This window comes from Saltatorellus ferox (assembly GCA_007751475.1).
In the GTDB taxonomy this organism is placed as follows: domain Bacteria; phylum Planctomycetota; class UBA1135; order UBA1135.
Genome location: CP036434.1, coordinates 1,698,024 through 1,710,125, shown reverse-complemented (window position 1 = coordinate 1,710,125; position 12,102 = coordinate 1,698,024). Strand labels below are relative to the sequence as shown.

General features: G+C 67.8%; 8 protein-coding genes. 5 read left to right on the top strand and 3 right to left on the bottom strand.

Annotated features, from left to right (window positions below; genetic code table 11):
* Position 1 precedes the first annotated feature (1 nt).
* Positions 2–1,285, bottom strand: a complete 1,284-nt coding sequence (locus Poly30_RS06250) for a DUF819 family protein (RefSeq protein ID WP_145195381.1) — start codon at positions 1,283–1,285, stop codon at positions 2–4.
* Positions 1,286–1,513: 228 nt separating this feature from the next.
* Between Poly30_RS06250 and Poly30_RS06245 the strand changes: the two genes are divergently transcribed.
* A complete protein-coding gene (locus Poly30_RS06245; protein ID WP_145195379.1) occupies positions 1,514–2,458 on the top strand; it encodes a tellurite resistance TerB family protein in 945 nt (314 codons plus the stop codon).
* Positions 2,459–2,545: 87 nt separating this feature from the next.
* Here the strand turns inward: Poly30_RS06245 and Poly30_RS06240 are convergent, their stop codons facing one another.
* Positions 2,546–3,604, bottom strand: a complete 1,059-nt coding sequence (locus Poly30_RS06240) for a transporter substrate-binding domain-containing protein (protein ID WP_419191019.1) — start codon at positions 3,602–3,604, stop codon at positions 2,546–2,548.
* A 150-nt stretch (positions 3,605–3,754) separates the two neighbouring features.
* A complete protein-coding gene (locus Poly30_RS06235) occupies positions 3,755–5,071 on the bottom strand; it encodes a hypothetical protein (RefSeq protein ID WP_145195375.1) in 1,317 nt (438 codons plus the stop codon).
* 236 nt (positions 5,072–5,307) lie between these two features.
* Here Poly30_RS06235 and Poly30_RS06230 point away from each other — a divergent pair, with 236 nt between their 5' ends.
* From Poly30_RS06230 to Poly30_RS06215, 4 genes are all read left to right on the top strand, one after another.
* Complete coding sequence (locus Poly30_RS06230) at positions 5,308–6,513, top strand: hypothetical protein (RefSeq protein ID WP_145195373.1); 1,206 nt, start codon at positions 5,308–5,310, stop codon at positions 6,511–6,513.
* 239 nt (positions 6,514–6,752) lie between these two features.
* Positions 6,753–7,469: a hypothetical protein gene (locus Poly30_RS06225; RefSeq protein WP_145195371.1), complete on the top strand. Its 717-nt coding sequence runs from the start codon at positions 6,753–6,755 to the stop codon at positions 7,467–7,469.
* 190 nt (positions 7,470–7,659) lie between these two features.
* Complete coding sequence (locus Poly30_RS06220; protein WP_145195369.1) at positions 7,660–9,894, top strand: NAD(P)-binding domain-containing protein; 2,235 nt, start codon at positions 7,660–7,662, stop codon at positions 9,892–9,894.
* Positions 9,894–12,092, top strand: a complete 2,199-nt coding sequence (locus tag Poly30_RS06215; RefSeq protein ID WP_145195367.1) for a cytochrome c3 family protein — start codon at positions 9,894–9,896, stop codon at positions 12,090–12,092. Before Poly30_RS06220 ends, Poly30_RS06215 begins: the two co-directional genes overlap by 1 nt.
* Positions 12,093–12,102: the final 10 nt, after the last annotated feature.

Sequence of the window (12,102 nt, the reverse complement as noted above, 5' to 3'; positions counted from 1 at the left end):
CTCAAGTAGCGATCGCCTGCAGCACGAGCCCGCAAAGCCACGCACCGTAGGTTCCGACCACGTAGCCCAGCACCGCCATCATCACCCCCACGGGCGCGAGCACCGGGTGAAAAGCCGACGCGACGACCGGGGCCGACGCCGCGCCGCCGATGTTCGCCTGGCTGCCCACGGCGACGAAGAAGAACGGCGCCTTGATGAGCTTCGCCATGCCCAGCATCAACAGCGCGTGAACGGAGATCCAGACGAAGCCGATGACGAAGAGAACCGGCCTGTCCACGACGGCCAGCAGGTTCATGTTCATGCCGATCGTCGCCACGAGGATGTAGAGGAAGACGCTGCCGATCCTGGAGGCTCCTGCGGCTTCCAGCCGGCGCAGGGGCGTCAGCGACGCGAGGACACCGAGCGCGGACGAGATCACGATCAGCCAGAAGAAGCCGCTCGTCAGGCTGAACTTCGCGAGTCCAGGATAGCTCTGCGAGATCCAGGGGGCCAGGCGGTCGGCGCCCGCGTGGGCGAGCGCGGTCGCTCCAAAGCCGATCCCCAGGATCGAGAAGAGATCGTTGCTGCTGGCAATCCGCGCGTTCTCGGCCTGGTAGGTCCCGACCTTCAGCTTCAGTTCCTCGATGGCGCGGGTATCGGCGCCGGTGTACGCATCGATGCGCTTCGCGATGCCCGCGCCGTAGAGAAGCACTGCCAGCCAGAGATTGGCGACGAGCACGTCGACCGCAATCCAGATCGAGAAGACCGCGTCGCCTGCGCCGAAGACCTCCTTCATCGCGGCCTGGTTCGCGCCTCCGCCGATCCAGCTACCCGCGACCGTCGTCATCCCGCGCCAGACGGCGTCTGGCCCGGCTCCCCCGAGAAGATCCGGAGCGAAGACGCTGCAGGCGAGGAGCGCGATCGGCCCACCGATCATCACGCCGAGCGTGCCCGTGGCGAACATCACGAGGATCTTCGGACCGAGACGCCAGATCGCCGGCAGGTCGAGGCTCAGGGTCAGCAGGACGAGGCTCGCGGGGAGGAGATACCTCGACGCCACGAAGTAGAGCTCCGAGTTCTCCGCATCGATGACGCCGAAGCTGCCGAGGAGCCCCGGCAGGAAGTAGCAGAGCAGGAGCCCTGGCACGAAGCGATAGAAGCCGCGGAAGATCGCCCGGCTGCTGCTCTCGGTGGCGAAGACGAGGCTCAGAAGAACGATCAGGATGCCGAGGATGACCGCGTCGTTCGTGATGAGCGGCGTGCGCTCGGCGACGGTCAAGAGGCTGGCCGGGGACGGCTGAGTCATGCCAGGAGTCTATCGGCGCGGGCGACGCGGTGCCTCCATGCACGGCACGGCGGCGCTGGTTCGCCGATCCTGTCACCGGTCCGTCACGGCGACCAATTCCCCCGTCATCGCCCCTCGCGGGCGCTCCATGCAGGGGGTTCACTGGATCGGAGAGGGTTCCGCCCGATGGCCAGGGACCTCTCGAATTCCCCTCTCAAGATTCCTGACGAACCCGCCGATCCCCAACCCATGACTACCGCTACCTACTCCAGCCTCGAGCCGCTCATCTCCTCCAAGGAAGTCCGTGGAACCTCGGTCTCCGTGGTCTTCACGTGCCCCGAGACCGGCGTGGAGGTCCCCAGCACAGGCTCCCTCAAGCGATCCAGCACCGTGAAGTCGCAGGCCACTCGCTCGGTGAAAAAGAACCTCTGGTCCAGCCTGCGACGCTCCGTGACGAGCGCCGTCGCCGACGCGCTGGGCAACGGAGCAGCCGGTCGCATCGCGCGCGACGTCGCGAACAGCAGCATGGCCCAGGCCGAGCAGAAGACCGCCTTCTCCAAGGAAGAGGTCCAGGAAGGCGTCGTGGGCGCGTTCACCGCCGTCCAGGCGAAGTTCAAGCACAACCCCTCCACCGGCGCATGGACCGCGATCAAGAAGCCCGCGAACGGCTTCGAGAAGCGCCTGGCAGAAGCGCCCGTCACCGAGCGCTTCGACCAGGGCGTTCTCGCCCGCGCGCTCGTGGAACTCAGCGCCGCCGACGGTGAGATCAGCGCCGACGAGGTCGCCTTCATCGCGGACTTCATCGACCCGGAACTCGGCACGGTCGAGGACTTCGCCAGGCGTGACAAGCTCACCCCCGCTGAGCTTTCCGAGACGAGCGAGGCCGTCCGTGGATCGATCATGATGCTCGCGTGGGCCTGCGCCATGAGCGACGAGGAACTCGCCGACGCCGAGGTCGCGCGGCTCGAGGAGCTCTCCACGGGCTTCGGCCTCAGCGCCGAGCAGTCGAGCGCCGTACGCAACGAAGCCCAGCAGTTCCTCTTCGAGCAAGCGCTCGGCGGCGTCTACGCCGGCGGCCAGCGCAACGACGAGGCCTTCCAAGCTGCCAAGGAAGCCGCTGGGAAGATGGGCATCGACGAAGAGCGCGTCACCCAGATGGACGCCTCGTACCGCAAGCTCGCCGGCATCGTCTGACCCGAGGCGCCGCCAGCCATGCAAGGAGGGCCTGGACCGGTGTACGGTCCAGGCCCTCCTTGCGTGGGCCCCAGCGCCAGGGCCCCATCACTCTGACCCCAGGTACTTCTGCTTCATCGCGAGCCAGTCCTCGCCGCTGAGTCGCTCGAGGAGCGCTCGGTTGAGCCGCTTGCGCAGCGGGCTCTCCAGGGGCAACGCGAACGCGTAGTCCTGGCGCTCGAACGTCGCGGGAAGCACCTCGACCTCGTCCTCGAAGCCCTCCAGCGTGAGGTAGCGGAGGATGGGCTGGTCGTAAACCACGGCCACGTGCGTTCCCGAGGCCACGGATTCGATGGCCTCACGTGCGGTCTGAAACGGCGCCGTGGGCATGCCTTCTTCGACCAGATAGGCCTCGCCGGTGGAGCCTGCCACGCAGGCGACGCGCCCCGCCCCCACCAGATCGCGCGGCCCCTGAATCGCGTGCTCCAGCCGCGAAACGGTCAGCGCGGATGCGATCGTGGCGGTAAGCCCCGAAATCGTGATCACGCCCGCGAACATCCAGATCACGCCGACGATCCGACCGCCAGCCGTCACGGGCGCCTTGTCGCCGTAGCCCACGGTCGTCATCGTCACGGCGGACCACCAGAAGGCAGAGCCCAGCGCCTGGGCCGGCGATCCTCCGAACTGCTCGGCGTTGCGCTTCCTCTCCAGGAGCCAAACGACGGCCCCGCCGAGGAAGAGCACGAAGAAGAGCGTCGCCACGGCCTTCAGGAACTGCACGGTGAAGAGATTGCCGAGCACGGCCATCAGGCCCGACGAGTTCTCATCCGCGCGAACGGCGATACCGAGCCCCGACGGATGGAACGCGTGCGTGAAGTCGACGAGCACCTCGCGGGCAGGCGTCACGGTGAGCGCTGCGACCGAGGCATCGAAACGGCCGTCCGTCAGCCCGGTCACGAGATCCGCCAGCGGCGCTTCCTGGAACTCGAACTCCAGCCCGAGGTCCGTGGCGATGGAGCGCCAGAGGTCGATGCTAATCCCCTGCCAGGGCCCGCCGTCCACCCGGAACGAGAACGGAGCCGCCTCCTTCGTCCCGATGACGAGCGGCCGATCGACGGGCGCCTCCTGGGCGATCGCCGCGCTAGAGGATGCCGAGGCAGCTATCACGGCGATCGTGACAGCGTTGGTGAAGGATAGGAGCGCGTGAGATCTGACTGAAAGCATGGCGCGCAAGTGTCTCAAAAGTTGCAGAGGAATTCGACGCGGCTGCCTTTGAAGTTATGGCCGTGAAGCTGCTTCGCGTGAGTCGAGGCTCCATCATCGCCAGGTCACACCTACGGGGGCGATGATCGGTTCAACCGTCCCTGTCTGTGTCTCGAGCGACGCCGAGCGCGGCTCGGTCGGAGCGGGCGTGCCCGGCGCTAGCGCCGGTGGGAACGTCAGGATCACGCGGGTCGGAAGCAACGGGTCCACGAACGCGGAGCCCGTCACGAAGAATGGCTCGCCGCCACGCGCCGCGGCAAATCGGAGTTCTTCCCCGGCCGGGAGATCGGTCAACTGCAGTTCGCCGTCGACGCTCAACACGCCACTCCTGTCGACTCGCCAGCCCTCGGGGACCACGCGGCGACGCCTGAGAGCGGCCTCCTCATCCACCGTTTGCTTCATCGCTTCCAGTTCCGCGAGAAGTTCACTGCGCTGATCCGCATCCAGCGATGGATCGTCTGGGTCCGGAATGGGCTGCTCCTCGGGCTCCGGAGGAAGCGGCTTCAAGAGGTCCATGATCGCCTTCCGGCGATACACGGACACCGCATACCCAGTAGGCAAGAGATCGCCCACTTCTTCGCGCGCAATCAAGGTCAGACGCGTCGGCACCGGAGTCGTCAGCGTGAGGAACCGTGAACTGGTGTCGAGCAGCTTGGTAGCGGTCGAATCCTCCACGAGCACGCGACCGCCATACCCTGCGAACGGTCGGAAGGTTCCAGAGCGAGGCAACTGGATGTTGAATCGCCCGCGGGCGTCGCAGCGCGCATGGGGATGATCGAGCCAATCACGAGCCGAAGTGGGCGCAGGGCCCCCACGGGGCACGAAGCCCACGAAGAAAGCTGGGCATGGCTCGCCGAGTACGTTGCGCACCCATCCGTCGAGCCTCACGAGCGCATCCAGGTTGATCAAGGTGCGGGTCGCCCTTCCTCCGGGCAGGACGACCTGGCGCCGCGCTTTCTCGACTTCGGCGACCTTGACGGTCAGTTCCCACGTTCCCGCAAGCGGAGCGTCCCATGGGGTTCCGGCGGCTCCAGTGAGGTACGAAGCATCGCTCTCCACCGGAACTCCGGTCGAATCCACGAGAAGAGTCGCTCTGCATTCGGCGAGCGTCGACTCCCCTGGCTCACCCCCCTCGACCTCGACGAGCCACAGCGTGGCCCGGGGAAGGGGCGCGGCCGTTCGAACGGCATCAAGTGCCTCTGACGTCTGGAGCGCAGCAAGGTCTGTAGGGCCCCCTGCGATCGGCGGATCGTCGTCGACGGTAGCTGGAGCACTGGGAGTCGATCCGCGGATTTCCTCCCGCGTGGAAAGGACATAGATCGCCGCGACTCCAACGAGCAGCGCGGCGACTCCAAGAATGACGTTCCTCAAAGTGTAAAGTCCGCTTTTACGGGCGGATAAGCAGCCTCCCGGACCGGGAGCCTATGCCAACACGACGAATCCGACAACCGTGCTAGTCTGGAAGAAGATTGGCTCGACTCGCGATAGTCGGGAGGCGAATGGCGTAAAGCCATGACTCGATCCTGAGTGGTGGCTCCCAGGCCATCGAATCTCCCGCCATCGACGGGCTGCGGCCTCTTCGTTTCCGACTCACCAGCAATCCCTCCATGAATCGCTTACTTCTCACGCCCCTTGCGGCGCTCCTGATCCCGTCACTCGCCTCCGCCCAGGTTGCCTACGGAACCGACGACGTCGGGATGATGGACAACTTCTTCCTCGACACCGCGTCCGGCGTCAGCACCGGTCCCATCTTCACGGGCTCGGACAGCTGGGGCATGGCTGACGACTCAGCAGCGTCGATCTACTACATCAACGACGGCGGCAACCTCTTCACCGCACCTTTCGCCAGCGCAGGTGGCGCCGCTACCTCGCTCGGACAGATCGTGCAGGCGGGCACCACGACCCTCTACACGATGACCGCGCTGGCCTACGAGAACGGCGTGCTCTACAGCCATCGAAACATCGCCACCGAAGCGCTGTACACCATCGACCTCGTCACCTACGAGGCGACTCCCGTCTTGGTTTACAGCTCGACGACGATCGACATTGGCGGCTTGAGCGTCGACCCGGCGACCGGGCTTCTGCTTGGGTCCAACGACGCATCGGGCTACACCGACCCTCAGGGCAACTCGGGTACGGGGATCGTTGTCTTCGACATCACGACTGCTTCCGAGACCATCACCTATCCGTACCCAACCGGGGAGACGGACATCGACGGCATTGCCTTCGATCCATCGGGCACGATCTGGTACCTCGAGGACGAGCCTGCGCCGCTTCACAACCTCGACACGGCGACGATGATGTTTGATCCCAACCCGCCCATGAACGCGATCCTCGGCAGCGAGGTCTTCAGCGCGGGCACCTTCACGGGTGTCAATGGCGGTGGGCTCGGTACTCCTTACTGCATGGCGAACCCGAACTCCACCGGTGCAACCGGCAGCCTCGCAGCAGCAGGCAGCGTCTCCGCCGCAGCCAACGACGTCACGCTGAACGCAACGAACCTGCCGACCAGTTCCTTCGGCTTCTTCATCACCAGCCAGGTGCAGGGCTTCGTGATGAACCCGGCGGGCAGCTCAGGCAACCTGTGCCTCTCTGGTGCGATCGGCCGCTATGTCGGTGCAGGTCAGATTCAGAACACCGGCGCCGCTGGGTCTTTCTCCCTTGCCCTCGACCTGACGCAAACTCCGACCCCCACCGGGCTCGTCTCCATTGCTGCGGGCGAGACCTGGAACTTCCAGGCGTGGCACCGCGACTCGAGCGCCACGGGCCCGACGTCGAACTTCACCAACGGTCTCCAGATCGACTTCAACTGAGCGACTTGGGATGACCTCTTCGGGGGAAGGCTGAGCGGCACCTGATTCCGCATTCAACCCCGAATCGACGTCCTGAAGACGCCTCCGGATCATTGCACGAGTGAAATGATCCGGAGGCGCGTCCATTGGGGGGTGTGCAAAGTTGCGGCCGCTTCTCCCAGAGGCATACTGAGAGCACCCAGCGGCACCATCCTCCCCTGTGTCGCCGCTGACATGCCCTACTGACCGAATCGACCCCGATGACCCACCTCAAACCCTCCGCGCTCATGCTCCGTTCCGCTGGCCTCGCCGCACTCGCCCTCCCCCTCGCGTTCCTGGGCGCCTGCGCCTCCCACGACGCTTCGATGGATGCGCTGGATCCTGACATGATCGCGCCCTTCTCGACCTTCGAGCCTGGCGTCGTCCAGGGCTGGAAGACCGACACCACCAACCCCCGCGACGGACAGGCGCAAGCCGTCTGGCAGGTGCTTTCCGACGAGGGCGCGCCTTCCCTCCCGAACAGCGTCGCGCTCGTCAACGCGATGGAGCATGCGGGGCAGACATTCAACCTCTTCTGGGATCCCAGCATCTCTCTCAAAGACGTGGACCTGACGGTCACCGTGCGCGCCGATGGTGGCGAGGAAGACCAGGGCGGCGGACCCGCCTGGCGCATCGGCAGCGCCTCTGACTACTACGTCGCCCGCTGGAACCCGCTCGAGGACAACTTCCGCGTGTACTCGGTCGTCGGCGGCGAGCGCCTTCAGCTCGCGACCGCCAAGGTGCACCCGGACCCCGATAGCTGGCATACCATCCGGATCCAGCACATCGGCAGCCGCATCAAGTGCTCCTTCGACGGCGAAATGCTCCTCGACGTCATCGACTCCAAGCTCTCGGAGGCGGGCGGCGTCGGCGTCTGGACCAAGGCCGACGCGACGACGAGCTTCCACAACTTCGGCTACAAGAAAGCCGGCGTCTAAGAAACGTCCGTCCGCCTCCCGGGAGGCGAATCTGAGGGCTCAAGGTCCAGGGGGATCGTGTCGATCTCCCTCCGATGCTCCCCTCGGACCGAGCGCCGTCCCCACGGCTCGGTCAGCGCGCCTTCCGTCCTGGCGCGTCTGATCGCTCCTCTCCGGACCCCCACGCCGAACTCGGCCAGGGGGGTCCCGGATGAGCTGGGCCATTCTCGCCGCCATGGCAGGCGTCCTGACGCTCGCCGTCCTCGTCGCGCTGCACCGCCGCGCCGAGATCCGGGCGATGGCGCGGACCCTGGAGCGCCGGGACGTCGCCGTCGAGCAGGGAGCCGCGAAGGCCGAGCTCCAGCACCCCGTCATCGACCTGTCCCGCTGCCTCGGCTGCGGCACCTGCGTCGCAGCCTGCCCCGAGGAGGGCGTGCTGGAGATGGTGCACGGACAGGCCGCCGTCGTCCGCGGCGCGCGCTGCATCGGCGCAGGCGCGTGTGAGCGCGAGTGCCCCGTCGACGCGATCACCATCACCATGGGTGACACGTCCGAGCGCCGCGACATCCCCGCGCTGGACCCCCACCTGGAAGCCGTCGGCACCCCCGGCCTCTTCCTCGCCGGCGAGGTCACCGCCCACGCGCTGATCAAGACCGCCATCGACCACGGCGTCGCCGTCGCCGCCGAGGTCGCCACGCGCATGAACGGCAGCGCCGGGCAGGACACCGCGGTCCTCGATCTCTGCATCGTCGGCGCCGGGCCCGCAGGCCTCGCGGCCTCCCTGGAAGCCAAGCGCCACGGCCTCTCCTTCCTGACGATCGACCAGGAGGCCCGCCCCGGCGGCACCGTCGCGCGCTACCCGCGCCGCAAGCTCGTCACGACGCAGCCGATCGAGATCCCGCTGTACGGCAAGTTCCGCCAGACGTCGTACTCGAAGGAGGAGCTCATGGAGCTCTGGCACGGGATCATCGACGAGCAGCAGCTGCCGATCCAGGGGAACGAGACCTTCGAGCGACTGAGCCGCTCCGACGACGGAGCCTTCATCGTCCACACGGGCACCCAGGAGATCCGCGCGCGACACGTGTGCCTGGCGCTCGGCCGACGCGGGGCGCCGCGCCGACTCGGTATACCGGGCGAAGAGCTTCCAAAGGTCGCCTACAGCCTGCTCGACGCTCGCTCCTACGCGGGGCGCCAGGTCATGGTGATCGGCGGCGGCGACAGCGCCGTGGAGGCAGCGATCGCGCTGTCGGAGCAGGTCGGCACCGAGGTCGCGCTCTCCTATCGGCGCGCCGCGTTCATCCGGATCAAGGCGGTCAACGAGCGTCGCCTGCAGGATGCGCTCTCCGAAGGGCGCCTGACCCTGTACTTCGAGACCACCGCCGTGGCCATCGACGAGACCTCCGTCACGCTCCAGGACGCCGCCGGTCAGCGGTACGCGCTCCCCAACCAGGACGTGTTCATCATGGTCGGCGGGATCGCCCCTGTGGACGTGCTGGAGGCCGCGGGCGTGTCCTTCGACCCGAGCCTGCGCGCCGCCAGCGAGGCCATCGAGGAGGAAGGCACCGGACTCGTCCACGCGCTGGCCACCGCGCTCGCGCTGACGCTCCTCGCGCTCGCGTTCGCGGTCTACCACGGCGACTACTACGGGCTCCCGCGCTTCGAGCGCCCCGCGCACATCAAGCACGAGCTGCTGCGCCCGGGCCGCGGTCTCGGGCTCTGGCTCGGCATCGGCTCGATCACGCTCGTGGCCGTGAACCTCGCCTATCTCGTGCGCCGCGCCCCGGCCTTTGCCGCGAAGTTCGCGGGCTGGCCGATCGGCTCGCTGAAGGCGTGGATGACTAGCCACATCGCCACAGGCATCCTCGCGTTTCTCTTCGCGCTCCTCCACGCCTCGATGGCGCCGCGCAACACGGTCGGGAGCCACGCCCTCTGGGCGCTGCTCGCGCTGCTCGTGACAGGCTCGATCGGCCGCTACCTCTACGCCTGGGTCCCGCGCGCCGCGAACGGCCGCGAGCTGGAGATCGACGAGGTGAAGTTCCAGCTCTCCGCGCTCTCCGGCGCGTGGGACGGCCAGCACCAGGCGTTCGGCGCGGAAGCCCGCGAGAAGCTGGGCGAACTCGTGCGGACACGCCAGTGGGAGTCTTCGTTTCTCGGCCGGATCGGCGCGATGCTGACCGGGCACCGGGCGCTCAAGAGCGCACTCGTCGAGCTCCACTCGAGCGGGACGAAGCAGGGACTGAGCCGGGACCAGATCGACGGCGTCCTGAAGCTCACCGAGCGCGGCTACCACACCGCGCTCCACGCCGCCCATCTCGAGGACATCCGCGCGGTGCTCGGCACCTGGCGCTACGCGCACCGCTGGGTGGCCGCGCTCATGGTCGTGCTGGCGCTCCTCCACATCGGCCACGCGATCTTCTACGGCCAGCTCATCGGAGGCCGAAGCTGATGAAGGGTCCCTCCCCCAAGACGTTGATCGCGGTGCTGTCGTTCGCCGCCGTCATCTCCGCCGCGGTCGTCGACTTCGGCAAGACCGCGCCCGGTGAGCTGACGGCCGCCCACGGCCGCATCGAGGGTCTCGCGGGCGACAAGAGCTGCTCGGAGTGCCACGGCGGCTGGACCTCGTCGATGACGTCGTCTTGCCTCGTGTGCCACGAGTTGATCGAGGTCCACATGGAGAACGATCTCGGTCTGCACGGCATGCTCGATGCCACGGTTGCAGAGAACTGCGCCGCCTGTCACAGCGAGCACCACGGAGCCAGCTTCATGGCCGTGAACGACCTGAGCTTCGCCCGCGCGGGCGTGCAGGACCCGGAGCAGTTCGAGCATCGCCTCGTCGGCTTCTTGATGGAAGGCGCGCACATGGAACTCGACTGCAGTCAGTGCCATGAGCACGCGGAGGCACAGCCGGTGCCGGAGGGAGCCCATCGCTTCCTCGGGCTCCGCCAGGCGTGCGTGAGCTGCCACGAAGACGTTCACGAGGGCCGGTACCAGACGTCGTGCGTCGACTGCCACGACCAGCATACGTTCGAAGCCCAGCGCTTCGTGGACCACTCGACGTTCCTGGAGCTCGAAGGCGGCCACGCGGGGCTCTCCTGCGCCGAATGCCACGCCGAGGGCAGCACCCACTCGATCGCCGCGCTGCGGGGCCCGGAGAGTGCGCGGCCGGAGCATCGCAGCTGTGCGGTCTGCCACGACGTCCCCCACTCGGAATCGTTCGTGCTGAACGCAGCGGCGACGAGCGGCGTCGCACGCGCCGCGACCCTGCGCGGCGTTCCCGCGAACCAGCTCTGCGCCAACTGCCACGCCTCCGAGCACCTGTCGTTTGCCGAAGACGCGGAAGCGCTGTCGCCCGCGCTCCACGCCGCGTCCGGCTTCCCGCTCGCCGCGCCCCACGACGTCCAGGACTGCGCGCAGTGCCACGAGCCGGCGCTGGCCTACGGTGAGCGCTATCCCGGCCGCGACGCTGACACCTGCGCGGCGTGCCATGACGATGTGCATGGCGGGCAGTTCCAGGGGCTCGCCTTCGCCCCGGTGAGCGCCGACTCCACGCAGAGCCTCGTGGCGTTCCTCGGCGGCAGCGTCGACGAACAGGGCTGCCTCGCCTGCCATGCTCGGACGCACTTCGAGCCCCACACGTTCGGCGTCGAGGCCCATGCGAGCACGGATCTGCCCCTGACGGGCGCGCACCTGGAGTCCGAGTGCGCCGCCTGCCACGGGCCAGCGGAGGAGCTGGGCGGCGCAGCGCGCTTCCACGGCGTCGCCCATCGCTGCGAGGCGTGCCACGCGGACGCGCACCGCGGGTTCTTCGACGAGGTGCTCGCCGCCGAGCCCGCGGGGCCCGACGAGCCGCTCGCGCTGAAGCACGGCGACTGCGCGCGCTGCCACGACACGAACTCCTTCGGCACGGCGCATCGGATCGGAACGGACGCCGAGTTCGACCACGAGCGCTGGACCGGGTACGCGCTCACCGGCGCCCACGGCGTCGCCGAATGCACGTCTTGCCACACGCCGCGCGAGAACCCCGACGAAACCGGCCGGCTCTTCGGCGCCGTGGCCGACCTCTACGGCGAGGTCAAGGGCTGCGCCTCTTGCCACGACGACGTGCACGAGGGACAGTTCGACCGGCGCCGGCTCCCGGCGTCCATCGACGGCCGCTCCGACTGCGCGCGCTGCCACACGACGGCGTCCTTCCGGGATCAGCCCCACGGCTTCGACCATGGCCGCTGGACCGGGTGGCCGCTGGCCGACGCCCACGCGGCGACGGAGTGCTCCAGCTGCCACGAGCCGATGCGCCGCCCCGACGAGATCGGTCGGACCTGGCGCCGCGCCGCGGGAACCGGCTGCGCGAGCTGTCACGAATCGCCCCACGGCGACCAGTTCGAAGCGCCCAGGCCCAAGGACTGCGTGAAGTGCCACGAGAGCGCGCTGGCGTTCAGCGTCCTCAGCTTCGACCACGACCTCGAGTCCCGTTTCCCGCTCGACGAGGCCCACGAGGCCGTCGCGTGCGCGGATTGCCACAAGCCCGAGCCGCAGACGGCTCCGAACCAGCCGGACCTCGTGCGCTATCGCCCGCTCTCCACGGAGTGCGTCGACTGCCACGGAGTCCACGAGAAGGCGCTGCGGCGCCGCAAGCAGAAGCGCTAGCGCGAGTCGC

What these genes read in the sequence shown, in the direction of transcription:
- Poly30_RS06220 (WP_145195369.1), top strand. Translation starts at nt 7,660, where the DNA reads ATGAGCTGGGCCATTCTCGCCGCCATGGCAGGCGTCCTGACGCTCGCC.
- Poly30_RS06250 (WP_145195381.1), bottom strand. Translation starts at nt 1,285, where the DNA reads ATGACTCAGCCGTCCCCGGCCAGCCTCTTGACCGTCGCCGAGCGCACG.
- Poly30_RS06230 (WP_145195373.1), top strand. Translation starts at nt 5,308, where the DNA reads ATGAATCGCTTACTTCTCACGCCCCTTGCGGCGCTCCTGATCCCGTCA.
- Poly30_RS06245 (WP_145195379.1), top strand. Translation starts at nt 1,514, where the DNA reads ATGACTACCGCTACCTACTCCAGCCTCGAGCCGCTCATCTCCTCCAAG.
- Poly30_RS06215 (WP_145195367.1), top strand. Translation starts at nt 9,894, where the DNA reads ATGAAGGGTCCCTCCCCCAAGACGTTGATCGCGGTGCTGTCGTTCGCC.
- Poly30_RS06225 (WP_145195371.1), top strand. Translation starts at nt 6,753, where the DNA reads ATGACCCACCTCAAACCCTCCGCGCTCATGCTCCGTTCCGCTGGCCTC.